This is a genomic window from Parahaliea maris (assembly GCF_008064665.1).
Taxonomy (GTDB): Bacteria; Pseudomonadota; Gammaproteobacteria; order Pseudomonadales; family Halieaceae; genus Parahaliea; species Parahaliea maris.
Window position 1 is genome coordinate 525,179 of record NZ_VRZA01000001.1, and the last position, 25,540, is coordinate 550,718.

The window sequence follows — 25,540 nt, forward strand, 5'->3', positions numbered from 1 at the left end:
CTGCCAGAAAGCAATCAGCGCTTGGAGAACTGCGGACGCTTACGCGCTTTGCGCAGGCCAACCTTCTTACGCTCGACCTCACGAGCATCGCGAGTCACGTAACCGGCGCCACGCAGGGTGCCACGCAGGGACTCGTCGTACTCCATCAGGGCACGGGTGATGCCGTGACGAATGGCACCGGCCTGGCCGAAGCTGCCGCCACCGGCAACGGTGACGTTGATGTCGAACTTCTCGACCAGTTCAACCAGTTCCAGCGGCTGACGCACGATCATGCGAGCCACTTCACGGCCGAAGTACTGGTCCAGGGGACGCTTGTTGACAGTGATGTTACCGGCGCCGCTCTGCAGGAACACACGAGCGGTGGAAGTCTTGCGACGGCCGGTTCCGTAGTATTGGGTAGCTGACATAGGTGGCTTCCGTTAGATGTTCAGTTCTTGCGGCTGCTGCGCGGCGTGGGGATGCTCGGCACCCGCGTACACCTTCAGCTTCTTGAACATGGCGCGACCCAGCGGGTTCCGCGGCAGCATGCCCTTGACCGCACCCTGGAGTACCCGCTCAGGGGCCTTGTCGATCAGCTTTTCGAAAGAGATCGATTTCAGGCCACCCGGGTAACCGGTGTGGTGGTGGTACATTTTGTCTTTGGACTTGGCGCCGGTTACACGTACTTTCTCGGCGTTGATCACGACGATGTAATCGCCAGTGTCCACGTGAGGGGTGTATTCGGGCTTGTGCTTGCCGCGCAGACGGTGCGCGATTTCGCTTGCCAGGCGTCCCAGAGTCTTGTCAGACGCGTCGACCACGAACCAATCGCGGGTCACGTCTTCAGCTTTGGCGCTAAAAGTTTTCATCAATGACTGCCTCTTGGAGGGCTCCAATTTCGAGAGCGCGAATACTACTGAATGCGCAGGGGCATTTCAAGCGCCAAATCAAAAGAAAATTCGGGCCATTTCCGGGACTTACGATAACCCCGCCGCGGCGCTCACCATAACCCCGCTGCGGCGCTCACCATCAGCCCGCTGCGGCGCTTACCACCAGCCCGCTGTGGCGCCGCAATAAAGCCCCACCACTGTCACGCTCGGCGCGGAATAGTACACCCAAAACCCCCTGCTGTCGCAGATCGCGACAGGTATTTTGCACCCTCAGGGCCGATGCTCCCGCCCCAGGTACTCGGTTGACTGCATTTCCTGCAACCGCGACACCGTGCGCTGGAATTCGAACTCCAGCCGCCCGCCCTCGTACAGGCCCAGCAGTGGCCGGTCCGCCGCCAGCACCAGCTTGACGTTACGGTCGTAGAACTCATCGACCAGGTTGACGAAGCGCCGGGCGGCGTCGTCGTTGGCCGCCCCCAGCGCCGGCACCCCGGAGATCAGGACCGCCTGGAAATCCCGGGCCAGCTCGATGTAGTCGTTCTGGGACCGGGGACCGTCGCAAAGCTCGGCAAAATCGAACCAGGCGACATCGTCCGCCAGGCAGCGGCAGGTGATAAACCGGCCGTTGACCCGGATGCGCTCCCAGTGCTTGCCCGGCTCCGGGGCGAGCTGATCGAAGCTCTGGCGCAGGCTCACATCGGCGGCCTCGTCCAGCGGGTGGTGATACAACTCGGCCTGCTGCAGGGTGCGCAGCCGGTAATCCACCCCCGAGTCGACATTGACCACTTCCGTGTAACGCTCGATCAGGGCAATGGCCGGGAGGAAGCGCTGCCGCTGGAGGCCGTTCTCGTACAGCCGCGAAGGGACGATATTGGAGGTGGCCACCAGGGATACACCACGGGCGAACAGGGCCTGCATGAGCCCCCCGAGAATCATCGCATCGGCGATATCGGTGACAAAAAATTCGTCGAAACAGATGACACTCGCTTCACCGGCCAGGCGGTCCGCCACCAGCTCTAGGGGATTCTTCTCTCCGTCGAGATCCTTCAGGTCGGCATGCACCCGCTGCATGAAGCGGTGAAAGTGCACCCGCATCTTGTCGTCGAAGGGCAGGCAGTCGTGAAAAGTATCCACCAGGTAAGTCTTGCCGCGCCCTACCCCGCCCCAGAAGTACAGTCCGACCACCGGCTCCGGCCGCTCGCGCTTCAGCCGCTTCCACAGGGCGCCCACACCGGCGTTCTCGCGACGCCGCGAAAGCAGCCGCATGTAGAGGTCCTGCAATTTGAGGACCGCGCTTTCCTGAGCGGGGTCGTGGGAGAATCCCTCGCGCTTCAGGTCGGCCTGGTAGCGCTGCAGGGGGCTGGCGGAGGGCTGGCTCAAATTAGTGACTCGATACGGAAAGACTCATGCGCGCGTATGTACGAATGCAGTCTGTGGTATGGCAAAGCGGCCAACTTTAACCAGCCACCGCCAACAAGGCAATCCACCCTGCTCATCGCACTTTAGTCGGGCCTTGATTCGGGTATACTGGCCAGCCTGTTGTGCCTGCCCTGTGAGGATTTGCCGCGTGTATAGCTTAACCATCGTCATCGCTTCAGCCGTAGTTTGCCTGCTGATCGGGCTCGGGCTCGGGCTGCTGGCAGGCCGCCGCAGCTCCGCCGAGGGCAAGAAGTACCGTGAGGTGGAGCGCAAGCTGGACCAGGTTATCCAGGACAAACGCGCCTACGAGGACGAGGTGGTGGAGCATTTTGCCAAAACGGCCAAACTGCTCAACGGCCTGACCGACAGCTATCGCGACGTGCACAACCACCTGGCCACTGGCGCCGCCACCCTGTGCCAGGGCCAGGGTCCGATTTCGCTGGAGCGCCTGCAGAGCGCCGGTGACGATGCGGAGATCCCCTCCCACCTGGCCAACATCCAGCCCCCCCTCGACTACGCCCCCAAATCCTCGCCCGAGGAAAAAGGCATGCTGAACGAGGAGTTCGGCCTGGAGCGGGTGAAGCGCGAGAAGGCCGAGAGTGCTGTAGAGGGTGCTGTAGGGGGTACCGTGGAGAGCAAGGCGAAAGATGCCGGAGAGAGCAAGGCGAAGGCGGAGAAAGCCTGAGCGCTCTCCCCGTCGCCAACGGGCTCTACACCGGGTTATCGATATCGATAAAGCGGTGCTCGAGGTCAAAGCGCTCGGCCATACTCTCCCCCACCGCCTGCACGCCGTAGCGTTCTGTGGCGTGATGCCCGGCGGCGATAAAGTCGATCCCCTCCTCCCGGGCCGTGTGGACCGTCTGCTCTGACACCTCACCCGTAATGTAAAGGTCCGCCCGCGCCGCCAGCGCCGCGTCGATATAGCCCTGGGCCGCCCCGGTGCACCAGGCGACACGCAGCACCTCTCGCTCCGGATCTCCGATGTGCAGTGGCTCGCGACCGGTAACCTCCCGCAGCCGGGCCAGGAAGTCACCCACGGTGGCCGGGTCATCCAGAGTGGCCAGATTGCCCACGCTGTCGCTGTTACCCGGCTGCAGCGGTTCGCTCTCTTCAATCCCTAGCAGGCGCCCGAGGCAGGCGTTGTTACCCAGCTCCGGGTGGGCGTCCAGGGGCAGGTGGTAGGCCAGCAGGCTGGTATCGCTGCCCAGCAGGGCCGCCAGCCGGCGACGCTTCATGCCCACCAGCACCGGCTCCTCACCCTTCCAGAAATAGCCGTGATGCACCAGGATCGCGTCCGCCTCCCATTCGATGGCAGCATCCACCAGGGCCTGACTGGCGGTTACGCCGGTCGCCAGCCGCTGCACCTGCCCCCGCCCCTCCACCTGCAGGCCATTGGGGCAGTAATCACGGAATTGCCCGGGCTGCAGCAGCCGGTCGAGTTCCTGTTGCAGTTCTCGCAGGGATACGGCCATGACATCACCTCTGATTGCGCATCTGTTCACGCTTCTTTACCAAATGATACGCAGGCCCCCGGCAACCGCGGGGGACACTGCAAGGGCGCATCATATACAATGCGACGGCTGACTACCTGCGCGGAACCATGAAAGACACCATCAAATTCATCACCTGGCCCGCCCTCGCCGGCCTGCTTGCGGCCCTGCTGATCCTCGACCGCTTTGTCCTGCCCGAGCGACAGGCGCGTCCGGTGTCGTCGGCCTCGGTGAGCTATGCCGCCGCCGTGCGCAATGCCAGCCCCGCCGTGGTCAACATCTACACCGCCCGGCTGGTGCCGGAGCAGCGCCGCCCGCGTATCGAGGACCTGTTCTCCAATCGTTTCAACCCGCCCCAGGAGCAGCGCCAGCGCATCGAGCAGTCACTGGGTTCCGGTGTCATCATGACCGCGGAAGGCCATATCCTCACCAATAACCACGTGATCAGCCAGGTCGATGCCATCCAGGTGCTGCTGCACGACGGCCGCCTCGCCAAGGCCAGGGTGATCGGCACCGACCCTGCCACCGATCTCGCGGTCCTGAAAATCGACCTGCCCAACCTGCAACCGGTGGAGCTCGGCAACTCCGAGGACACCCGGGTGGGCGATGTGGTACTCGCCATCGGCAATCCCCTGGGGTTTGGTAACTCGGTCACCCAGGGCATCGTCTCCGCGCTGGGTCGCTACGGCTTGCAGCGCAACACCTACGAGGACTACATCCAGACCGACGCCATCATTCACCTGGGCAACTCCGGTGGCGCCCTGGTGGACACCGAGGGCCGCCTGCTGGGCATCAACACGCTGATCTACACCGCCGGCGACCAGGGCCGCGCCGCCTCCCCCACGGGTATCGGCATCAGCCTGGCGATTCCGGTGAACCTGGCAGTATTCGTGATGCAGGACCTGATCGACTACGGCGAGGTGATCCGCGGCTGGCTGGGGGTGAGCGTGGAACCGGTGCGCCGCCTCGACAACGGCACCCCCTCAGGCCAGGCCCTGCTGGTTTCGGCCATTACCGAGGACAGCCCGGCCCAGCGAGCTGGGGTGAAACTGGGTGACCTGATCACCCACCTGGACGGGGAACCGATCCAGGACGGGCGCCAGACCATGCACCAGATCGCGATGCTGCGGCCGGGGGACGATATCGATGTGACGGTACAGCGGGAGACCCAGTCGCTGGACCTGCACGCGGTGGTAGGGACCTTGCGGCAGTCGCCGACGATTTGAGGTACAGCGCGGCTGGTTGGCAGCGGCGCTGATCTAGTTCTGCGAATCTATCCACTGAGCGGCCTCACGGCCGCCGACAGCTACCAAGCGTACTCAGCCGCCACTGGCCACGATCAGGAAGAAGAACCAGACTCGTCCAATCGCATCTCCGCACTCCGCGCATGCGCAGTGAGCTGCTCACCCCGCGCAAGCACCGAAGCCACCTTGCCCAGCTCCTGCACCCCTTCCGGCGAACAGTGAATCACCGAACTGCGCTTCTGGAAATCATAGACCCCCAACGGCGAGGAAAAACGGGCGGTACGAGACGTGGGCAGTACGTGGTTGGGACCCGCGCAGTAATCACCGAGTGACTCCGTGGTGTACGCCCCCATGAAAATGGCCCCCGCATTGCGCACGGTTGGCAGCAGTGCATCCGGATCCGCTACCGACAGCTCCAGGTGCTCCGGCGCCAGGCGGTTGTTGATGGCGACAGCCTCTGCCAGGTCGCGGGTGAGGATCATCGCGCCGCGGCCGGTCAGCGAGGCGCGGATAATCTCCGCCCGCTCCATCGTCGGCAGCAGGCGGTCGATGCTCTCCTGCACCCGGTCCAGGTAGGCGGCATCGGGGCACAGCAGGATCGACTGGGCGTTCTCGTCGTGCTCCGCCTGGGAGAACAGGTCCATCGCGACCCAGTCGGGATCGGTGGAGCCGTCGCAGATCACCAGGATCTCCGAGGGACCGGCGATCATGTCGATACCCACGCGGCCAAACACCTGCCGCTTGGCAGTGGCAACGTAGATATTGCCGGGGCCGACGATCTTGTCGACAGGCGGGACTCTTTCGGTGCCATAGGCCAGGGCGGCCACTGCCTGGGCCCCGCCGATGGTGAACACCCGGTCGACACCGGCGATCGCTGCCGCCGCCAACACCAGGTCGTTGAGCTCGCCATCGGGCGCGGGGACCACCATGATGATCTCACCGACTCCGGCCACCTTGGCCGGAATCGCGTTCATCAGCACTGACGAGGGATAGCTGGCCTTGCCGCCGGGCACATAGATGCCGGCGCGCTCTAGCGGGGTGATCTGCTGCCCCAGGCGGTTACCCTGGCTGTCGCGGTAATCCCAGCTGTCCTGGCGCTGGTGTTCGTGGTAACTCCGCACCCGCAGGGCGGCAGTCTCCAGGGCCTCGCGCTGGGCCACCCCGATGCTGTCCAGGGCCTGCTGCAGGCGCCCGGCGGGCACCTCCAGTTCAGCGGCGCCGGCCAGTGTGCGGCGATCAAAACGTTCGGTGTACTCGACCAGCGCGGCGTCGCCGCGGGCCCGGATATCGGCGATGACGCCGGTTACGGTGGCGTTGACGTCGGCGTCGAGAGACTCCTCCCAGGCGGTCAGGGCCTCGACGGCGCTGTCGAAGTCAGGCTGGCGGCTGTCGAGGCGGCGCATCTCAGGCGGCCTCATCAGCGACGGCGGCAGCGATAGCGTTTACCACCTTCTGGATCGGGCCGTGCTGGGCGCGCATGGCGGCCTTGTTCACTACCAGCCGGGAGCTGATGGCGGCAATCTCCTCCATGGGCTCCATGCCGTTGGCGCGCAGGGTATTACCGGTGTCGACGATATCCACGATGAGGTCCGCCAGGTCCATCATCGGCGCCAGTTCCATCGCACCGTAGAGCTTGATCACTTCCGCGTGCACCCCCTGGCGGGCAAAGTGCCGGCGGGCGATATTGACGAACTTGGTGGCCACCCGCACCCGGGCTCCGCCGCTCTGCCAGCCCACCGGGCCGGCGGTCATCAGGCGGCAGCGGGCAATGTTCAGGTCGAGGGGTTCATACAGGCCCTCGGCGCCCTGCTCGAGCAGGATGTCCTTGCCCACCACGCCGAGGTCGGCGGCGCCGTGACGCACATAGGTAGGCACGTCAGTACCGCGGATGATCACCAGTTGCAGGCCGGGCCAGCTGGTCTCGAACACCAGCTTGCGGCTGGCGGACACATCCTCCAGCGGCTCGATGCCCGCCCGCGCCAGCAGTGGCAGGGTTTCCTTGAGGATGCGGCCCTTGGTCAACGCCAGGGTGAGAGGTCTGCTCATGATGGGAATAGCCTGTGATTCAGCCGGGCATCCGGCGGATATCCGCGCCCAGCTGCTGTAATTTTTCCTCGATACACTCGTAGCCGCGGTCGATGTGGTAAATCCGGTCCACCGGGGTCTCCCCGTCCGCCACCAGGCCGGCAATGACCAGACTGGCGGAGGCCCGCAGGTCCGAAGCCATCACCGGCGCACCCTCGAGGCGCTCCTGGCCGGTAATGATGGCCGTATTACCCTCGATCACGATATGGGCACCCATGCGGTTCATCTCATGGGTCTGGATAAGGCGGTTTTCGAACACCGTCTCGATTACCGTGCTGGTGCCCTCCGCCACCGCATTCATGGCGGTGAACTGGGCCTGCATGTCGGTGGGGAAGCCGGGGTAGGGAGCGGTCTTGATGCTCACTGCCTTGGGGCGCTGCCCATGCATATCCAGGCGAACCCAGTCCTCTCCCTGCTCGATGTCGGCGCCGGCGTCTTCCAGCTTGTGCAGGACGGCCTCCAGGTACTCGGGACAGGTCCCGCGCAGGGTAATGCTACCCCGGGTGGCAGCCGCCGCCACCAGGTAGGTGCCGGTCTCGATCCGGTCGGGCATAACGTCGTAGGTACAGCCGTGGAGGGACTCCACACCGTCGATCACGATGGTATCGGTGCCGTGGCCGGTGATCTTCGCCCCCATGGCGATCAGGCACTGGGCCAGGTCCACCACTTCCGGCTCCCGGGCCGCGTTCTCCAGCACCGTGCGTCCCTCGGCGAGGGCCGCGGCCATCAGCAGGTTCTCGGTACCGCCCACGGTCACGGTTTCCATCAGGATGCGGGCACCCTTGAGACGGCCCTCGACCTCGGCGTTGATATAGCCGCCTTCGACGGTGATTTTCGCCCCCATGGCCTCCAGCCCCTTGAGGTGGATATCCACCGGCCGGCTGCCGATGGCGCAGCCACCGGGGAAGGACACGTGGGCGCGGCCAAAGCGGGCCACCATCGGGCCCAGCACCAGGATGGAGGCCCGCATGGTCTTGACCAGCTCGTAGGGTGCGGAAAATTCACGAATGGTGTTGGCGTTTACCTCGATACTGAGCTTTTCATCCACCGTCAGCTCCACCCCCATGCAACCGAGCAGCTCGATCATGGTAGTGATGTCGTGCAGGTGCGGCAGGTTGCGGATGATCACCGGCTCACTGCTGAGCAGGGTGGCCGCCAGAATGGGCAGGGCCGCATTCTTGGCGCCGGAGATACGCAGCTCCCCGTGCAGGGCGCGGCCGCCCCTGATAACTAGTTTGTCCACGAAGGGTTCTCCCGAAAGGGTATGACCGGGCCTAGGCGAGAGATTGCCATTGCTCGGGAGTAAAGGTCTTGATGTTGACGGCGTGAATGCTGCCATCCGCAATCTGGTCGCTGAGGCCGGCGTACACCAGCTGTTGGCGCTGGACCGGGCGCATGCCGTCAAACACCTCGCCAACCACCAGTATGTCGTAGTGGTTGCCCGAGCCTTCAACCTGTACCTGACAACCCTCGAGATGGGCCTCCAGCAGGGCAGTTACCGTCGCCGCGTCCATATTTGCCTCCAAACAGCAATGCGCGCCGGGCACGGGGGCCGGGGCGCGCGGAAAAGGCGGGCATTTTATCAGGCTGAGGCAAAACAGCCAGCGCCCCGGGGCCTGTTCTCACGAATTGCACATGGCCCTGGTCAGCTCTCGATATCAACCACCGACCAATTGTCGATCACCTGGTCCAGGTCGCCGTCGTACTTGCGGGCGGCGCTCTGGAACTGGCTGCGGTAAATTTCCCCGAGATTGACGTTCTCGATAATCATGTTGCGCAGCTTCCAGCTGCCGTCACGCTCGCGCCCCATCTGGTAGAGCACGACATAGGGGGGGGAACCCTCCTTGTAGATGAGCTGCTGCACGGTTGAGCGACGCGCCTTCGGGTCCTGGCTCGCGGGCTGGGTCACCTCGATACGGGAACCACCAAAGGCCAGCAGGCCCTTGCCGTAGGCGCGCACCATGGTGTCGCGAATCCGGTCGCTGAAGCCGTCCAGTTGGCCTGCCAGCTTCTCGCGGCCGACCTCGTCGAGGGAGCGGTAGCGCTCGCTGGTGGCGTAGGGCCCCATGACACCCCGGGCGAAGCCGCGAAAGTCCACCACCGGATCCAGCAGCATCTCAATCTGCTGGTAGTATTCATCACTGGTATCACCACCGGCCTCGCGCGCCTCGGCGACCACCTTCATGACGGCCTCGGTGGTATCGCTCACCACCTGGTGGGCACTGGGCTGGCTCTGGGCGCCTGCGGCAGCGCTCAACACCAGGCCCAACAGGGCGATCCAGTGTACCAATTTTTGCTCAAGTCGCTTCACGTCCTTTGCTCCTGCGATTATTCTCTGTAGGGTAGTGGCCTTCAGGCATTCGTGCCCGCGCGCCGTGAATCCATCCGGCAAGCCCGATAGCTACCGATTCCATCGTGACTATGACAGTGGGTATGACAGCCGGAATGGCGTCCGGGTTCAGCGCGCGGCGCATACTTTAACAGGAAGCCCAACCCGATGCTGCTGGCCGTCATTGCGATCTTGCTCGGCTTTATCATACTGATCTGGAGCGCTGACCTCTTTGTGGCCGGCGCCGCCTCCATCGCCGAAAACCTCGGCATGTCGCCGCTGATCATCGGCCTGACCATCGTGTCCATTGGCACCTCGGCGCCGGAGATACTGGTGTCCTTTACCGCCGCGCTGTCCGACGCCGGCGAACTGGCCATCGGCAATGCGATCGGCTCCAATATCGCCAATATCGGCCTGGTGCTGGGCACGACCCTGCTGATTATCCCGATGCAGGTCTACGCCGATTGTATTCGCCGGGAAGTGCCCGCCCTGCTGGTGGTCACCGCCGGCGTCGGCCTGCTGATCCTCGACGGCGAGCTGTCGCGCCTCGATGGCAGCCTGATGCTGGCCTCACTGGCCTTTATTCTCTACCTGATGGTGCAGCGGGAGGACCCCGAAGCCAGCCTGATCGAAGCGGCTGAGGAGGAAGCCTTTCCCCACTTCGCCATGGGCAAGGCCTGGCTGACCTTTGCCCTGGGCCTGGCCCTGTTGATTGCCAGTTCCCGTATGCTGGTGTGGGGCGCCACCGAGGTGGCGCTGTTCGTTGGCGTGTCCAAACTGGTCATCGGCCTGACCATCGTCGCCATCGGCACCAGCCTGCCCGAGCTGGCCGCCACCATCGCCAGCTCCCTGCGCGGCCACACCGAGATTGCCGTGGGCAATGTCATCGGCTCCAACCTGTTCAACCTGCTGGCGGTCATGGCCATTCCCGGGATCATTATTCCCGAGGAGCTGGACACCTTTGTGCTCCCCCGGGACTACAGCAGCATGACCCTGCTCACCCTGGTGATGGCAGTTGCGCTGTACCGGGGCCGGCGTCACCCCGAAGCCCACGACGGCCGGGCCTTCCTCGGACGCTGGGTCGGCGCGTTGTTCGTGGCCCTCTACGCAGGGTATTATTACTGGCTTTACCAGACCCGCTGAGACCCCATAATGAGCGACCACGATTCCGGTGCCCACCGCCGTTCGGCGTTGCGCACGGTGCAGATGGAAGCCGATGCTGTCGCCGCCCTTGCCCAACGTATCGACGCCAGCTTCGACCACGCCTGTGAAATCCTGCTGGCCACCCGGGGGCGCGTCATCGTCACCGGTATGGGCAAGTCCGGCCACATCGCCCGCAAAATTGCCGCCACCCTGGCCAGCACCGGCACCCCGGCCCACTTCGTCCACCCCGGCGAAGCCAGCCACGGGGACATGGGCATGATCACCTCCGAGGACTCCGTCATCGCCCTGTCGAACAGCGGCAAGGTGCCGGAAGTCGTCACCCTGCTGCCACTGCTCAAGCGCCTCGGCACGCCGGTGATCAGCATGACCGGTGATCCCACCTCGCCCCTGGCCCAGGCCTCCGACGCCCACCTCAACACCGGGGTGGAAACCGAGGCCTGCCCCCTCGACCTGGCGCCCACTTCCAGCACCACCACGGCCCTGGTCATGGGCGACGCCCTGGCTATCGCCCTGCTGGAGGCGCGGGGCTTCACCGCCGAGGATTTCGCCTTTTCCCACCCCGGCGGCACCCTGGGCAAGAAGCTCCTGCTGAAAGTGGAAGACGTCATGCGCGGGGACAACCAGGTGCCCCGGGTAGCGCCCCAGACACCCCTGGCCGAGGCCCTGCTGGAAATCAGCGCCAAGGGACTGGGCATGACCACGGTCGTTGACGAGGCAGGCCACCTGGACGGTATCTTTACCGACGGCGACCTGCGCCGGGCCATCGACGCCAGGATTGACATCAACGCCACCGCGATCAGCGAACTGATGAGCCGCGGCCCGAAAACTGTCACCCCCGGCATGCTCGCCGCGGAAGCCCTGCGCATCATGGAAGAAAACCGTATTACCTCGCTGGTGGTACTCGATGGCTCCGCCGTGGTCGGGGTAGTGCACCTCATGTCCCTGCTGCAAGCGGGGATTGCCTGATGAGCACCGACCAGACCGCCTCCCGGGTTCGCCTGCTGGCCCTGGATGTCGACGGCGTGCTTACCGACGGCTGCATTTACTACGGCAACGATGGCGAGGAGCTCAAGCCCTTCAACATCAAGGATGGCCTTGGCATCAAGCTGCTGCTGCAAGCGCGCGGACTGAAAGAACAACTGGAGTCCGACTTCCGCTGATGCAACGCGCAGCCCTGTCCATTTTCCTGACCATCGGTCTGGTCCTGCTCGCCAGTTTTTACTGGCAACCGGGCGGCAACCCCGACGCCGACCCGGAAACCGTGAAGCGCCGGATGGCGCTGCCGCAGACCTATCTGGAGCAGGTGCGCGCCTGGCAGTACGACGCCGACGGTGTTCTCAAGGAAGTCCTGGAAGCAGACCGAGCCGACTATTATGCCCGCCGGGATACCTCGGAACTGCAGCAGCCGCGCTTCTATTCCCACGACGGCAACGACCGCTCCTGGACGGCGACGGCGGAGCTCGGCACCCTGCGCCACAGCCCGGGAATACTGCAATTGCGGCGCAAGGTGCTGCTGACCAACGACCAGACTGGCGGCACGCTATCGACCCAGGCCATGACGCTGAACACCCGTAAAAACACAGCGAGATCACAGGTGCCTGTCACAATTACCCAGAATGGGAGTATCCTGCGCGCCGATGGCATGACAGCAAACCTCAACAGCGAACGCATTGTCATGAGCCCCAATGTGGAGAGTACCTATGTTCAACCGCAGCCCTGACAGGGCTTCCGGAGCGCAGCGCGCAACGCCTCTGGCCACCCTGCTGCTGGGCGCTCTGCTGCTCGTCACGGAAAGCGCCCGGGCACTGCCCGAGGACCGCAACGAGCCGATTCGCATTTCGGCCGACAAGGCCCTGCGGGACGAAAAGCAGGGCTTTACCGTTTACCAGGGCAACGTGACCATGCAGCAGGGCACCCTGCGGATCGACGCGGCCAAGGTCACCGTATTCCACCAGCAGAAAGAAGCCGACCACATCAAGGCCGAGGGCCAACCCGCCCACATGCAGGAACAGCCCGAGGCGGAAAAAGGGTTGATGCACGCCCGCGCCGAAGTGATCGAGTACTTCAAGGCCGAAGAACGCGTCCTGCTCCAGCGCAACGCCAGCGTCGAACAGGAGGGCTCCCGGGTGACCGGTGACTCCATCGAATACTTTATCGGCCAGCAGTTGCTGCGGGCGGATTCCGCCGCCAGCAGCAGCGGCCGGGTGGAAGTCGTCATCCCGGCCAACGCCCTGCCCAATAACCAGGCGGCCAGCGACCCCAATACCCCAACGGGAGAATCGCCGGAACCGGAGGAAGCGGCCAGTGGCACAACTGAAGGCCAGTAACCTGGCCAAGGCCTATCGCGGGCGGCAGGTGGTTCACGACGTCTCCCTGCAGCTCGAGAGTGGGCAGATAGTCGGCCTGCTCGGCCCCAACGGGGCCGGCAAGACCACCTGTTTCTACATGATTGTCGGCATTATCCGGGCCGACAACGGCAGTATCGTACTGAACGGAGAGGACATCACGGCCCTGCCGATGCACGAACGCGCCCGCCGCGGTATCGGCTACCTGCCCCAGGAGGCCTCGATCTTCCGCAAGCTCACGGTGGGCAACAATATCCTGTCGATCCTGGAGACCCGCCCCGATCTCAACCGCAGCCAGCGGCTGGAGCGCTGCGACGCCCTGCTCGAGGAATTTCACGTCACCCACTTGCGCGACAGCCTCGGCCAGTCCCTGTCGGGCGGAGAGCGCCGGCGGGTGGAGATCGCCCGGGCCCTGGCCACCGAGCCCGACTTCATCCTCCTCGACGAACCCTTTGCCGGGGTGGACCCGATTTCAGTCGCAGACATCAAGCAGATCATTCGCCAGTTGCGCGACCGGGGCATCGGCGTCCTGATCACCGACCACAATGTCCGGGACACTCTCGACATCTGCGAGAACGCTTTCATTGTCGGGGAGGGGCATATCATTGCCGAGGGGGGCACCGAGGCCATCCTTGCCAACGAGGCCGTCCGCCGGGTCTACCTGGGCGATCAGTTCCGTCTCTAGCGAGCCACCCGCCGCAGGCAAACTGGTGGCATAAGCAATATTCGCGCCAGCAGTTGCCTTGATTCCGCCAGCGGCGCTACACTGCAATTTCCGCAGTCGCTAGCAGTACGCCTACCGTGGTATCGCCGAAGTCCAGAACAGTCAGATGAAACAGTCGCTCCAGTTAAAACTTGGCCAGCAACTGACCATGACGCCCCAACTGCAGCAGGCTATCCGCCTGCTGCAGCTCAGCACCCTGGATTTGCAACAGGAGATCCAGCAGGCCCTGGATTCCAATCCGCTACTGGAAATGACGGAGGAGGACGACAGCCCCGCCGAGCCCCCCGACAACAGCGAACGCCACACGGACCCCGCTCCCGAAACCGGGGATGGCCCGCTGGAGAGCCTGGAGCGCACCGCATCAGACAAAGGCAGCGATGACACCGAATGGCCGACGTCCATGCCGGAAGACCTGCCTGTCGACACCCAGTGGGAAGACCTGCTGCCCTCTGCCTCCGCCCCCGCGGGCAACTCAGACGACAGCGGTGACTACGACTTCGAGTCCCGCAACGGCAGCGGTGAATCCCTGCAGGACCGCCTGCGCTGGCAGCTCAACCTGACCCGCCTCTCGGACGTGGACCGGGTGATTGCCATGGCCATCATCGATGCCACGGACCACAACGGTCGCCTGACCAGCACCCCGGAGGACATCCTCGACTCACTGGTTCCGGAACTGGATATCGAACTCGACGAGGTCATCGCCGTACTGCACTGCCTGCAGCAGTTTGAACCCGCCGGCGTGTGCGCTCGCGACCTGCAGGAATGCCTGCAGATCCAGCTCGCCCAATTGCCCCCGGACACCCCCTACCTGGAGCAGGCGCGCACCATTCTGGCCCGCCACATGAACCAGCTCGGTGCCGGAGACCACCAGCAGATCCTGCGCCGCACGCGGATGAGCGAGGAGGACCTGCGCAACACCCTCAGCCTGGTCCGCAGCCTCGATCCCAACCCCGGCCTGTCAGTGGAGAGCGATGATACCGAATACGTTGTACCCGACGTGTTCGTGCGCAAGCACCACAACCGCTGGGGAGTCGAACTCAATCCCGATATCGCCCCCCGCCTGCGTATCAACAGCGACTACGCCAGCCTCATCAAGCGCGCCGACAACAGTGCCGACAACACCTTCCTCAAGGACAATCTGCAGGAGGCCCGCTGGTTCCTGAAAAGCCTGCAGAGTCGCAACGAAACCCTGATGAAGGTCGCCAGCAAAATTGTCGAACACCAGCGCAATTTCCTCGAGTACGGTGAGGAAGCGATGAAGCCCCTGGTGCTGCACGACATTGCCGAGGCGGTGGACATGCACGAGTCGACCATCTCCCGGGTGACCACCCGCAAGTACATGCACACTCCCCGGGGCATCTTCGAGCTCAAGTATTTCTTCTCCAGCCATGTGGGCACGGCCGGAGGTGGCGAGTGCTCATCCACCGCCATTCGCGCCCTGATCAAGAAGCTGGTGGCGGCGGAGAACCCGCGCAAGCCGCTGAGCGACAACAAGATCACCCAGTTGCTCGAGGAACAGGGCATCCAGGTCGCCCGGCGAACCGTCGCCAAATACCGCGACACCCTGCTTATTCCGCCCTCCAATGAGCGCAAGAGATTGGTCTAGAATGAAATCAGGCGGCTGTCACATGGCCGCCACCGCGTCGGTCCCCCGGGGCCGATTCACACTGTAGAAGGAGTCAGTTATGCAACTGAATGTCAGCGGTCACCATGTAGAAGTCACCGACCCACTGCGGGAATACGTGGAAAACAAGTTTGAGCGCCTGCAGCGACATTTCGATCAGATAACCAACACCGAAGTCACCCTCATCGTCGAAAAGATGATCCAGAAAGCGGAAGCCAATGTGCACATCTCCGGTGCTGATATCTTCGCCGCCGCCGAATCCGAAGACATGTATGCCGCGATCGACGCCCTGGCCGACAAGCTCGACCGCCAGCTCATCAAACACAAGGAAAAGGCGCGAGGCCACTAACCGCACATCATGCAAAGCCTGACACATATACTGACCCCCGGGCGCACGATCTGCCGCGCTCCCGGGGGCAGCAAAAAAAGACTCTTTGAAACCATCGCCAAAATTATCAGTGAGGACCAGGATTCCCTGCCCTACGCGGAGGTCTTCACCCAGCTGATCGCCCGGGAAAAACTCGGCAGTACCGGCCTGGGCCGGGGCATTGCAATTCCCCACTGCCGCATCGCCAACTGCACCCAGCCCCTGGGCAGCCTGCTCAGCCTCGAGGAGGCGGTAGACTTCGATGCCCCCGACAACCAGCCGGTAGATTTGCTGTTTGTCCTGCTGGTGCCCGATGAGGCCCACCAGGAACACCTCGACATCCTCGCCCACGTGGCGGGCCTGTTCAGCCAGGAAGCGTTCTGCGAGGCCCTGCGCGAAGCGGGCGACAACCAGGCGCTGTACGACGTCGCAACCGGCTGGAAACTCTAGGACCAGCTCAGGATGGAACTGGTCATCATCAGCGGACGCTCCGGCTCGGGCAAAAGTACCGCCCTGCACCAGCTGGAAGACGAGGGCTACTACTGCATCGACAACCTGCCCCTGGGCCTGCTGCCCGGATTGGTGCAGCAGGCTTTCCGCGACGAGTTCGCCCACTTTCGCGGCGCTGCTGTGTGTATCGATGCCCGCAATGCCTGGAAGGACCTGCAGGATTTCAACGCGATTCTGGAGTCCCTGCCCGCGGGAGTGAACACCCAGATCCTGTTTCTGGACGCCCAGGACGCGGCCCTGATCAAGCGTTTCAGTGAAACCCGGCGCCGCCACCCCCTGAGTGATCACAACCTGCCCCTGGCGGAAGCGATCTCCCGCGAACGCGAGTTGCTCGAACCCATCGCCACCGACGCGTCGCTGGTACTGGATACCAGCCAGCTCACCATTTACCAGCTGCGAGACGCCATTCGCGACAGGCTGCTGGGCGACAGCAACGCCAGTATGTCGATTTTGTTTCAGTCGTTTGGCTTCAAGCGGGGCGTACCGACCGACGCTGACCTGATGTTCGATGTGCGCGTGCTGCCCAACCCCCACTGGGTCAAGGATCTGCGCCTGCTGAGCGGGCTGGACGCACCGGTGCGAGCGTTCCTGGAGGAACAGGAAGCCACCCATGCGCTCTACCAGAGCATTGCCGATTATCTGGACCGCTGGCTCCCGGCCTACGCCCAGAGCAACCGCAGCTACATGACCATCGCGGTGGGTTGTACGGGAGGACAACATCGGTCAGTATATCTCGCGGATCGACTGTACCAGCACTATCGGCAGCAGTTTCCGCAGGTCCACTTACGTCACAGGGAACTGCAAGGACAGCCCACACCGTGATCCGCACCCAACTCACCATCGTCAATAAGCTTGGCCTGCACGCTCGCGCAGCAGCCAAATTCGTCGCCTGCGCCAGCGCTTTTTCCAGCACTATTCAGGCCGGCCGGGATGGCAAACTGGTGGACGGCAAGAGCATCATGTCGGTCATGATGCTGGCTGCCGGCAAGGGCACTGTGCTCGACGTCGAGATCAATGGCGACGACGAAGAGCGGGCCCTGGAAGCCCTCAGTACGCTGATTGCCAATCGGTTCGACGAGGCGGAATAGTTCTCCAGCTCACCGGTTTGGATTGCGCGCATTGAACCCGCGTTTATGGCGCCCGGAGGCCTTCCGGGAAACGCGGTGAATATCGCCCACAGTTACTGCTATTCGCTGTAAAGGACATAGAGCTCTGAACCCGCGCGCAGGACGTGCAGCCCCCTCCCCGGACACGCCGTGAACCCATCCATGGGGGCTCGGCAGCGGCCGTCCTGGCCGCTGACGGTCCGGGGAGGGGACTGCACGCCCCGCACGCTCTTTCGAGGAGCGCCCGAATCTCGTAACTTTGAAACTGGCAGGCCTGTTTCAGGCCCTTCCAAGTTGTTGTGCCCAAGCCTTTTCCGGATAATTAGCAGGCCCGGCAATTCCGCCGCGGCCCCGGTAGCGGAAGGACGGCATGGCAGCGACGAGCACGCCCAAAACCCAGCAACAACTTGACCGCCTGTCGGCGGCGCTGGAATCGGGCACCTTCGTCGACGTCAAACGCATGCTCAATGGCCTGCCCCCCGGGGACGTGGCCCACCTGCTGGAATCTTCCACGCCGCGCTTCCGCCACATTCTGTGGAAGATGGTCGACCTCGACAATGAGGGCGACATCATCAATGAGCTGTCGGACGAGCTGCGCACGCACTTCCTCAGCGACATGGATGCCGCCGAGGTCGCCCAGATCACGGAACACCTCGACGACGACGACGTCGCCGACATTCTCCAGCAGCTGCCAGAACAGGTCACCCGGGAAGTCCTGGACGCCATGGACCACCAGGACCGGGCGCGACTGGAACGGGTACTGCACTACCCGGACGATACCGCCGGCGGCCTGATGAACACGGACACCATCACTATCCGGGCGCGATTGACGCTGGATGTGGTGCTGCGCTATCTCAGGCGCCACGAGGAGCTGCCGGCCATGACCGACAGCCTGATCGTGGTCAACCGCAACGACCGCTTTGTCGGCCTGCTGCCGCTGCGCACTCTGCTGGTGTCGGACCCTTCGCGCACGGTGCGCGAGATGATGGATACGGATGTCGAGCCCATCCCCGCCTACATGCCCGACGACGAGGTCGCGCGCCTGTTCGAGCGTCACGACTGGGTGTCGGCGCCGGTGGTCGACGATGACGGCCAGCTGCTCGGCCGAATTACCATCGATGACGTGGTCGACGTGATCCGCGAAGACGCGGACCACTCCCTGACCTCCATGGCCGGCCTGGAGGAGGACCTGGACACCTTCGCCCCGGTGTTCCGCACGGCCCAGCGCCGCGCCATCTGGCTCGGCCTCAATCTGATCACTGCCTTTGTTGCCGCCTCGGTGATCAACCTGTTCCAGGGCACCATCGAGAAAGTCGTGGCACTGGCGGTCCTGATGCCCATCGTGGCATCCATGGGCGGCATTGCCGGCACCCAGACCCTGACTGTGCTGGTGCGCGGGATGGCCATGGGGCAGGTGAGCCGCAGTAACGGTGCCTGGCTGATCAACCGTGAGCTCGGGGTTGGTATACTTAACGGCATGTTGTGGGCGACGGTGGTCGCCGTGGCCTCCTCGGTGTGGTTCGAGGACTGGAACATCGGCATGATCATCGCCGCGGCCATGATGATCAACCTGGTGACCGCCGCCTTTACCGGCGCGGCCCTGCCACTGCTGCTCAAGCGCGTCAACATCGACCCCGCGCTGGCCGGCGGTGTGGTGCTCACTACCGTTACCGATGTGGTGGGTTTTGTTTCCTTTCTCGGGCTTGCGACCCTGTTTTATGGCTGAAGACGACTACGAAGATTACGGCGAAGAGGCTCCCAGCAAGAGCGAGATGAAACGCCGCATGACGGCCCTGCAGGAGCTGGGAGAAACCCTGACCCGCCTGAGCGACAAACAGCTGGCCAGGATTCCGCTGGAGGATCCGCAGTTGGCCCAGGCGGTTGCCGAGGTGAAGTCTATCACCTCGAACAGCGCCCGGCGCCGGCACATGCAGTTTATCGGCAAGCTGATGCGCAACCTCGACCCGGCGCCCATCGAGGCCGCCCTCGATACCCTGTACCGCGAGCAACGCGAAAGCGCCGACCGCTTCCACCAGCTGGAGGAACTGCGCGACGACATACTGGCCCAGGGACTCAAGGGCATCGAACAGGTGGTGACACGCTGGCCCCGGGCCGACCGTCAGCACCTGCGACAGCTGGTGTTACAGCACCAGCGCGAAGTGGCACGCAGTAAACCCCCGGCTGCCAGCCGCAAGCTGTTCCGCTACCTGCGGGAATTGCAGGAGCAGAGTAGCGACTAGTTCGGCTGCTCGGGTACTGTTGCTGCCGCCGGGACCGGTTCAGGCCCGGATTCTGGCGGGGTGTTGGGTTCGGGTACTGACCGCGACTTGCTGCTGGTATCGAAGATCCGGCTGAATTTGACCTCGGGGTCGTCCCAGCTGCCCGCCACTTTATAGACCGCGCTGGACATGCGGTTCATCTGCTGTTCGAACACCTTGCTTACCACGTAGACCCCCGCCGCGACCGGCAGGCCCGCCGTCAGCGCTGCAACCCAGGGCAGGTTGCTCGCCACCGGCAACGTAGCCACCAGTTCTCCGTCGAGCGTTTGCTCCCGCAGTGGACTGACCACCGTGAAATTGAAACTGCTGGAGGCACCCTTGACCTCCAGTTTGGGTACTTCCACGCTGCCGGAATGGAAGAACATCTCTCCTTCGACCGAGTCAAAGGGGATGCCGGACTCGAACATGTGACTGAGGCTGAGCCGTCGCACGATTTCTGCGAGATTGAAGATGCTGAGCACTCGCAGCGTGCCCGAGGTCCCTGCCGACGCTTCCAGGAAGCGCCCCTCCAACACACTGATATCGACGCGGCCGCGGGTCGTGGCGAGGGCAAAATCCTGCGGCCCGCCTGGCCAGTCCAGCGCGATATGGAAGCTGCCGCGCTCGGTGTCGACAATACGCTCGTAATCCAGGCGCTCCAGCACACCGCCAAGGTCGGCAAAATGCAGTGTCGCGTCGAGCTGCGACTCAGACATTTCGGCGCCCTGGCGCCACAGCAGCTGTCCGGGTTGCTCCTCTGTCAGCGCCAGCCCGGCCAGTTCACCGGTCACCGACGTCGCTCGCAGTCCCTCGTCGCCATGCTGCAGGTCGAAGGCCAGGTAACCCAGCTCCAGGCTATCCGTACGCAGTTGGTCGATGGACACCGCCAGTGTCGGCAACTCGGTGAAATCGGGCTCCCCCTGTGCACTTCCCAGACGTCCAAGGGCAGACAGGTTGAGGTGCCCGATGACCAGCGAGCCTCGCTGCCCATCCGCCTCGAGGTCAAGCTCCCCCTGCAGCCAGTCAGTTTCCGCCGCCATCTTGAGCTCGCCGCCCGGCACCACCCGGCCGTTCAGTACCACGTCACGCAGCTCGACGCCGCCGAGGGACAGGCTGTCCAGCAATAGCGCATCCACTTCCACCGGCGGCAGCACTGCGACTTCCGTTACTTCCGCTGCCTCGCCTGCTGCAGGGTCGAGCCAGACCTGCCACTGGGCGGGCTCGAAGGAAGGCAAATGCCCCCGCAAGCGCACTACCCCCGGCTCGGCCCGGTGCGCGGTTTCCTGCAAGGCGATGTCACCTCCGATCAGCCCGGCGTCCGGCCCCAGCAGCAGCGACGCATTCAGGCGCCGCTCCAAATCGATGTCCAGCGTCTGCCGCTCCTCTTCCATGGTCAGCGCAACCTGCAGGGGCAGTTTCGCTGGCGCGACCTTGTTCAGCGGCGGCGGCAGTGCCAATGCCACCCCCTCCAGGTCAGAGGCAAACGCCAGGGTCGGCGATGCCCCGGGAACCAGTTGTAGCTCTCCCGTGACCTCTGCAGTGCCTTCGGCGGGCAGGGATGTGGCCAGCCCCAACCACTGCTGCAGCGGAGTGGCCGGCACCTGGCCCGCCAGGGCAATGGACAAGCCGCGCTCGGGAGTTGTCGGGGCCGCCAACGGCTGCAGGCGGGCATCGATTCTCTGGCCCCAGAGCTTGCCGACCAGCCCCCGGGAGGTAAAACCGTGATCGCTGTGGTAGTCGACCTTGCCGCTCACCGCACTAAGGGACAGACCCAGCGGCTTCATCTCGACGCGGGCGTCGCGCAGCGAGCTGGACACAGCCACCCGGGGCGCGGGCGCCGGGTCGGTCAGCTGCAGCTGCAAGGCCAGGTCGAGGGCCAGATCCCCACTCACGCTCCACTCGTCGAAGACGTGACCGGTCAGGTCCGCCAGCGGCGACTCGCGCACCAGTTGCAGGCCATCCTCGGCGGGGCCCGCCAGCGTTCCGTGCACCGCCAGCTGCATACCAGCACCGTCCACGTGCCAGGCCTCGGCTGACAGGTTGGACAGCTGTGAGCGGTAGAGCTGGGCACTGTCACCCCAGACACTGATGTTGGTATCGTCAATCAGCACCAGCCCGGACAGCCCGGACAGTGGAGGCCAGTCGGGCTGGAACCGCAGCGCGGTCTGCGCCACATCGAAAAACAATTGCACGGTGCGCAGCTGGTTGGCTTCCGCATCCAGGCTGCCCCGCCACAGGAAGGCCCCCTGGCGGACATCGCCTTCGCCCAGCCCTTCCCGCAGCCAGCGGAGCAGCCCTCCGTTGAGGACGACGGGCAGGTATTTGTCGCGATGGGCGGCTTTGGAGTCGCGCAGTCCCACCAGGAGGTCCATCTCGATACCCGCCGGTGTCTGGGCAAAGGGTATGCTCAGGCCAAACAGGGTGTTGGTCTCGCCCTCGGCGGCCTGCGCCACCACCTGCCCGCTGTGCAACGTCAGGGCCTGGTCATTCCAGGTGAGGTCGACCGTCCCGTGTATATCTTCGAAATCGAGCGGGTGGTCATAAATGGTGGGAAAATTCAGACTGAAATCGGTGGCATCCAGAATCACCTGGCCGCTCCCGGGCATCAGGTGCACATAGCCCGTTGCCGCTTCCACCCCGGGTGTCCCGCGCCAGGAATCGGCCCTGATTTCATTGAATCGGGCGGCCAGTTGCCAGCCGCGCAAGGGGCTGTGTCGGTCATCCAGGCTGACCTCAAAGGTGCGCAACAGGCCCAGCGGGTTCAGCGCGCGCAACGCTTCCGCCATGGCATCGGGCGTGGAGTCCAGCGACGCGTACAAGCGGGACACGGGCTCCAGCGGTAAGCCCTCCCCCCGCAGGCGCAGTGAGTCGCCCCACATGTCCATCTGCAACCTGGGGACGATCAGACGGGACTCCCCGCTGCTCAGCAGCAGGTTATGCACAAACACCTGCCAGTTGTTGTCCTGCTTACCCAGTGCGGCATCGAAAGCCAGCTGCTGCAGTGGCAACTGCCAACTACCCTGCTGGTCACCCAATTCCAGCGCGCTGCCGCGGACCCTCGAGCGCAGCTGCGGCCGCCCCTCCCGCCAGTCCAGCCAGAGCTGCAAATCCACGACTCCCGCCAGGGTGAGCGGTCCGGAGGCCGTCGGCAACCACGGGTGCAGCGCCGACAGGTCCACGTCGCTGGCCCCCATATAGGCGCGGCCTTCGAAGGTATCCAGGTCGAAAGGATCTCCGAGGCCGGTAGCGGCCAGCTGCACCTGGGTGCCGGTGTCGACGACGCTGAGATTCCCGCTCATCTCGCGCTGGCTGCCATCCCGGAGCAAACTGAAATCCAGTACCAGGTCGCGCCGGGTGCCGTCGGGCAGAAGGACACTGAGCGTGTTACGGTGAAGTTCCAGTTGCTCGATACTGAGGGCGAGGTCACGCAGCCAGTCGCCAACGGTGCTGTCGCCGCGCTCAAACCCCACTAGGGTAATTCGCCCCTGCTCATCCACCTGTAAAGGTAAGTCGAGGCCTGCCAGCTGGATCCGGCTGACCTGCAGCCCCCCCTCCAGCAGGCTGCGCAGGGGGTCGATCCGTACCCGGCCCTCCGCCAGGCGAAGTTCCTCGCCGGACCAACCCGGGAACTGCAGGCGCAGGCCGCTGAGTACCAGTTCCGGGCTGAAGGAGCGCCACACGCCGCTGACGCCATCGGCCGCGACAGCGAAGGGCACCTGACGGTTGATTTCGGTCAGTATCCAGCCCTGCTGGGAACTGACCCGGTCCACCAACAGGCGCCCGAAACTGACATAGACCGCCAGCAGGGTGATGGCGATCACCATCCCCCGCCACAGGGCCCGGGCCAGTTTGTGCATCAGGGCGTGTTCCACACTTTCCTCAGCGAGTCGGAAGCATAGGGGCTCTACCTGCCCCTCTGGGGCAGGACCATATTCTGTTAGAGCAGGACGATGTCAAACTGTTCCTGGTTATAGTTGGGTTCCACCCGGAAGCTGATCGTCTTGCCCGTGAATTCCTCGAGGTCCGCGACATTGGCAGACTCCTCATCGAGCAGGCGGTCCACGACCGATTGCCCCGCCAGCACCGCCAGGCTGTCGTTCTCGTAGGCCCGGGCGTCCCGCAGGATTTCCCGGAAAATCTCGTAGCAGACGGTTTCCGCCGTTTTCAGGGTACCGCGCCCGGCACAGACCGGGCAGTCCTCACAGAGCAGATGCTCAAGGCTCTCCCGGCTGCGCTTGCGGGTCATTTCCACCAGGCCGAGTTCCGAAACCCCGGTAATCTTGTTGCGCGCCGGATCCCTCTGCATTGTCTTTTCCAGCGTGCGGTGTACCTGGCGGCGATGCTCAGGGTCCTGCATGTCGATGAAATCAACGATGATAATACCCCCCAGGTTGCGCAGCCTGAGTTGTCGGGCAAGGGTGGTCGCCGCCTCCAGGTTGGTCTTGAAGATGGTTTCCTCGAGGTTGCGACGGCCGACGAAAGAGCCGGTGTTCACATCGATGGTGGTCATGGCCTCTGTCTGGTCGATAACCAGATAACCGCCCGATTTAAGGTCCACCTTACGGGCCAGTGCCCGCTGGATTTCCTGTTCCACGCCGTGCAGGTCAAATAGCGGGCGCTCGCCGCGGTAACATTCCAGCAGGCCGGAAACCTCCGGCACGTAATCGTTGCAGAAGTCACTCAGGGCGGCAAAGCTTTCCTGGCTATCGATACGGATGCGCTCGACACCCGGACGCGCCAGGTCGCGCACAGTACGTAGGTGTAAAGGCAGGTCTTCGTACAGCAGTTGGGGGTTGGTAGCCGCCTTGGCGCGACGTTCAACCGCCGCCCACAACCGGCGCAGGAAGCGCAGGTCGGCACGCAGCTCCTCCAGCCCCACCCCCTCGGCGGCGGTGCGCAGGATATAGCCGCCGCTGTCGACCATCTCTTCCAGCGCCAGGCCCTCGTCCAGCAGGGCCTGCAGACGGGTGCGCTCTTCGCCGTCTTCAATACGCTGGGATACACCCACATGGGTATTCTGGGGCATGAACACGAGGTACCGGGACGACACCGACAGCTGGGTCGTCAGCCGCGCGCCCTTGCTGCCCAGGGGCTCCTTGGTGACCTGCACCACCACCTTCTTGCCCTCGTGCAGGTGGTCGCGAATGGCACTGCTCTGGCGGCTGCGGTCCTCCCGGCCCCGGCTGTCCAGCGGCACGATATCCGAGACGTGGATAAAACTGGCTTTTTCGGTGCCAATATCGACAAAGGCGGCCTGCATGCCCGGCAGGACGCGGGCAACCTTGCCGGCATAGATGTTGCCGGCAATGCCGCGACTGGAACGGCGCTCGATATGAATGTCCTGGGTGGCGCCGTTTTCAACGACCGCTACCCGGGTTTCCATCGGGGTCACATTGACCAGGATTTCTTCGCTCACGGCGCGCCCTCACTGCCAAGGCCAGTGGCTACACCGAATTCGCGCAGCAGACGCCAGGTTTCCACCAGCGGCAGCCCGACCACATTGCTGTAACTGCCCTCGATCGATTCCACCAGAACCGCTCCCAACCCCTGAATCCCGTAGGCGCCTGCCTTGTCCCAGGGTTCATCGGTCGCGAGATAGGCATCACAGAGGGCGAGATCCAGCGACACAAAGGTCACCCGGGTGGTCACCAGCACTTCCCGCTCGCTGTCGCCGCCAACCACGCAGACCGCGGTCATGACTTCGTGGGTGCGCCCCCCGAGGCGAGCCAGCATGCCGAGTGCGTCGAAGCGGTCGACGGGTTTGCCCAGCACATCGTCGTCGATCACCACCGTGGTATCGGCAGCCAGTACAACGGTATCGTCCACCTGCCCGACGGCCACCGCTACCGCCTTTTCCCGGGCCATGCGGGATACGTAGTCCGGTGGCGACTCACCGGGCCTGGGGGTTTCGTCGATGTCCGCGGGCTGGACCCGGCAGGACACACCGATCTGGTCCAGCAGTTCCCGACGCCGGGGCGAGGCGGAGGCCAGTACCAAGGAGGTCAT

26 protein-coding genes and 1 pseudogene are annotated in these 25,540 nt (G+C 64.0%); 15 read left to right on the forward strand and 12 right to left on the reverse strand.

Annotation, left to right across the window (positions count from 1 at the left end; genetic code table 11):
• Window positions 1-14: 14 nt before the first annotated feature.
• The 3 genes from rpsI to zapE form a co-directional block, all read right to left on the reverse strand.
• Complete coding sequence (gene rpsI, locus FV139_RS02290) at window positions 15-407, reverse strand: 30S ribosomal protein S9 (protein ID WP_148066614.1); 393 nt, start codon at window positions 405-407, stop codon at window positions 15-17.
• Between the two features lie 12 nt (window positions 408-419).
• A complete protein-coding gene (rplM, locus tag FV139_RS02295) occupies window positions 420-848 on the reverse strand; it encodes a 50S ribosomal protein L13 (protein WP_148066615.1) in 429 nt (142 codons plus the stop codon).
• A 291-nt stretch (window positions 849-1,139) separates the two neighbouring features.
• Complete coding sequence (gene zapE, locus FV139_RS02300; protein WP_148066616.1) at window positions 1,140-2,249, reverse strand: cell division protein ZapE; 1,110 nt, start codon at window positions 2,247-2,249, stop codon at window positions 1,140-1,142.
• Between the two features lie 187 nt (window positions 2,250-2,436).
• Here zapE and FV139_RS02305 point away from each other — a divergent pair, with 187 nt between their 5' ends.
• Window positions 2,437-2,973 carry a YhcB family protein gene (locus FV139_RS02305; protein WP_187276362.1) on the forward strand — a complete coding sequence of 179 codons (537 nt, stop codon included), beginning with the start codon at window positions 2,437-2,439 and terminating at the stop codon, window positions 2,971-2,973.
• A gap of 25 nt (window positions 2,974-2,998) precedes the next feature.
• Here FV139_RS02305 and FV139_RS02310 read toward each other — a convergent pair whose 3' ends face one another.
• Window positions 2,999-3,760, reverse strand: coding sequence for a Nif3-like dinuclear metal center hexameric protein (locus FV139_RS02310; RefSeq protein ID WP_148066618.1), 762 nt, complete (start codon window positions 3,758-3,760; stop codon window positions 2,999-3,001).
• Window positions 3,761-3,888: 128 nt separating this feature from the next.
• Here FV139_RS02310 and FV139_RS02315 point away from each other — a divergent pair, with 128 nt between their 5' ends.
• Window positions 3,889-5,004 (forward strand): S1C family serine protease, encoded by a 1,116-nt coding sequence (locus FV139_RS02315; RefSeq protein WP_148066619.1) that lies wholly within the window; start codon window positions 3,889-3,891, stop codon window positions 5,002-5,004.
• Between the two features lie 113 nt (window positions 5,005-5,117).
• On the opposite strand, the gene hisD is transcribed toward FV139_RS02315, so the two are convergent.
• The 5 genes from hisD to FV139_RS02340 all read right to left on the reverse strand — a co-directional run bounded on the left by hisD (window position 5,118) and on the right by FV139_RS02340 (window position 9,418).
• On the reverse strand, window positions 5,118-6,425 hold the full coding sequence (hisD, locus tag FV139_RS02320; RefSeq protein ID WP_213003995.1) for a histidinol dehydrogenase: 1,308 nt from the start codon (window positions 6,423-6,425) through the stop codon (window positions 5,118-5,120).
• Between the two features lies 1 nt (window position 6,426).
• Window positions 6,427-7,068 carry an ATP phosphoribosyltransferase gene (hisG, locus tag FV139_RS02325; RefSeq protein WP_148066621.1) on the reverse strand — a complete coding sequence of 214 codons (642 nt, stop codon included), beginning with the start codon at window positions 7,066-7,068 and terminating at the stop codon, window positions 6,427-6,429.
• A gap of 19 nt (window positions 7,069-7,087) precedes the next feature.
• Window positions 7,088-8,350 (reverse strand): UDP-N-acetylglucosamine 1-carboxyvinyltransferase, encoded by a 1,263-nt coding sequence (gene murA, locus FV139_RS02330; protein ID WP_148066622.1) that lies wholly within the window; start codon window positions 8,348-8,350, stop codon window positions 7,088-7,090.
• A 31-nt stretch (window positions 8,351-8,381) separates the two neighbouring features.
• A complete protein-coding gene (locus FV139_RS02335; protein WP_148066623.1) occupies window positions 8,382-8,621 on the reverse strand; it encodes a BolA family protein in 240 nt (79 codons plus the stop codon).
• A gap of 131 nt (window positions 8,622-8,752) precedes the next feature.
• Entirely contained in the window at window positions 8,753-9,418 is a 666-nt protein-coding gene (locus FV139_RS02340) for an MlaC/ttg2D family ABC transporter substrate-binding protein (RefSeq protein WP_148066624.1), read from the reverse strand.
• A 186-nt stretch (window positions 9,419-9,604) separates the two neighbouring features.
• On the opposite strand from FV139_RS02340, the gene FV139_RS02345 reads away from it, so the two are divergent.
• The 13 genes and pseudogenes from FV139_RS02345 to yjgA all read left to right on the forward strand — a co-directional run bounded on the left by FV139_RS02345 (window position 9,605) and on the right by yjgA (window position 19,516).
• Window positions 9,605-10,579, forward strand: a complete 975-nt coding sequence (locus tag FV139_RS02345) for a calcium/sodium antiporter (RefSeq protein WP_148066625.1) — start codon at window positions 9,605-9,607, stop codon at window positions 10,577-10,579.
• Between the two features lie 9 nt (window positions 10,580-10,588).
• Window positions 10,589-11,566: a KpsF/GutQ family sugar-phosphate isomerase gene (locus tag FV139_RS02350; RefSeq protein ID WP_235898493.1), complete on the forward strand. Its 978-nt coding sequence runs from the start codon at window positions 10,589-10,591 to the stop codon at window positions 11,564-11,566.
• A pseudogene (locus tag FV139_RS02355) lies at window positions 11,566-11,712 on the forward strand (phenylphosphate carboxylase subunit delta); the annotation flags it as partial. The gene FV139_RS02350 and the pseudogene FV139_RS02355, both read left to right, overlap by 1 nt.
• A gap of 47 nt (window positions 11,713-11,759) precedes the next feature.
• Window positions 11,760-12,320 carry an LPS export ABC transporter periplasmic protein LptC gene (gene lptC / locus FV139_RS02360; protein WP_148066627.1) on the forward strand — a complete coding sequence of 187 codons (561 nt, stop codon included), beginning with the start codon at window positions 11,760-11,762 and terminating at the stop codon, window positions 12,318-12,320.
• Window positions 12,301-12,927: a lipopolysaccharide transport periplasmic protein LptA gene (gene lptA / locus FV139_RS02365; protein WP_187276363.1), complete on the forward strand. Its 627-nt coding sequence runs from the start codon at window positions 12,301-12,303 to the stop codon at window positions 12,925-12,927. Before lptC ends, lptA begins: the two co-directional genes overlap by 20 nt.
• The gene (lptB, locus tag FV139_RS02370; RefSeq protein ID WP_148066629.1) at window positions 12,905-13,630 is read left to right on the forward strand and encodes an LPS export ABC transporter ATP-binding protein; all 726 of its coding nucleotides are present in this window, start codon (window positions 12,905-12,907) and stop codon (window positions 13,628-13,630) included. The genes lptA and lptB overlap by 23 nt, the downstream gene beginning before the upstream one ends.
• A 145-nt stretch (window positions 13,631-13,775) precedes the next feature.
• Window positions 13,776-15,275 (forward strand): RNA polymerase factor sigma-54, encoded by a 1,500-nt coding sequence (locus FV139_RS02375; RefSeq protein ID WP_148066630.1) that lies wholly within the window; start codon window positions 13,776-13,778, stop codon window positions 15,273-15,275.
• 79 nt (window positions 15,276-15,354) lie between these two features.
• Window positions 15,355-15,642: a ribosome hibernation-promoting factor, HPF/YfiA family gene (hpf, locus tag FV139_RS02380; protein ID WP_148066631.1), complete on the forward strand. Its 288-nt coding sequence runs from the start codon at window positions 15,355-15,357 to the stop codon at window positions 15,640-15,642.
• A gap of 9 nt (window positions 15,643-15,651) precedes the next feature.
• A complete protein-coding gene (gene ptsN, locus FV139_RS02385; RefSeq protein ID WP_148066632.1) occupies window positions 15,652-16,110 on the forward strand; it encodes a PTS IIA-like nitrogen regulatory protein PtsN in 459 nt (152 codons plus the stop codon).
• Window positions 16,111-16,122: 12 nt separating this feature from the next.
• Entirely contained in the window at window positions 16,123-16,992 is an 870-nt protein-coding gene (gene rapZ / locus FV139_RS02390) for an RNase adapter RapZ (protein ID WP_148066633.1), read from the forward strand.
• Window positions 16,989-17,258: an HPr family phosphocarrier protein gene (locus FV139_RS02395; RefSeq protein WP_148066634.1), complete on the forward strand. Its 270-nt coding sequence runs from the start codon at window positions 16,989-16,991 to the stop codon at window positions 17,256-17,258. The genes rapZ and FV139_RS02395 overlap by 4 nt, the downstream gene beginning before the upstream one ends.
• A 388-nt stretch (window positions 17,259-17,646) precedes the next feature.
• The gene (gene mgtE / locus FV139_RS02400) at window positions 17,647-19,002 is read left to right on the forward strand and encodes a magnesium transporter (protein WP_148066635.1); all 1,356 of its coding nucleotides are present in this window, start codon (window positions 17,647-17,649) and stop codon (window positions 19,000-19,002) included.
• Window positions 18,995-19,516 carry a ribosome biogenesis factor YjgA gene (yjgA, locus tag FV139_RS02405; RefSeq protein WP_148066636.1) on the forward strand — a complete coding sequence of 174 codons (522 nt, stop codon included), beginning with the start codon at window positions 18,995-18,997 and terminating at the stop codon, window positions 19,514-19,516. Before mgtE ends, yjgA begins: the two co-directional genes overlap by 8 nt.
• On the opposite strand, the gene FV139_RS02410 is transcribed toward yjgA, so the two are convergent.
• The 3 genes from FV139_RS02410 to FV139_RS02420 all read right to left on the reverse strand — a co-directional run bounded on the left by FV139_RS02410 (window position 19,513) and on the right by FV139_RS02420 (window position 25,540).
• On the reverse strand, window positions 19,513-23,406 hold the full coding sequence (locus FV139_RS02410) for a YhdP family protein (protein WP_148066637.1): 3,894 nt from the start codon (window positions 23,404-23,406) through the stop codon (window positions 19,513-19,515). The two genes, yjgA and FV139_RS02410, sit on opposite strands and share 4 nt — an antisense overlap.
• 65 nt (window positions 23,407-23,471) lie before the next feature.
• Window positions 23,472-24,950, reverse strand: coding sequence for a ribonuclease G (gene rng, locus FV139_RS02415; protein ID WP_148066638.1), 1,479 nt, complete (start codon window positions 24,948-24,950; stop codon window positions 23,472-23,474).
• Window positions 24,947-25,540, reverse strand: a complete 594-nt coding sequence (locus FV139_RS02420; protein WP_148066639.1) for a Maf family protein — start codon at window positions 25,538-25,540, stop codon at window positions 24,947-24,949. The genes rng and FV139_RS02420 overlap by 4 nt, the downstream gene beginning before the upstream one ends.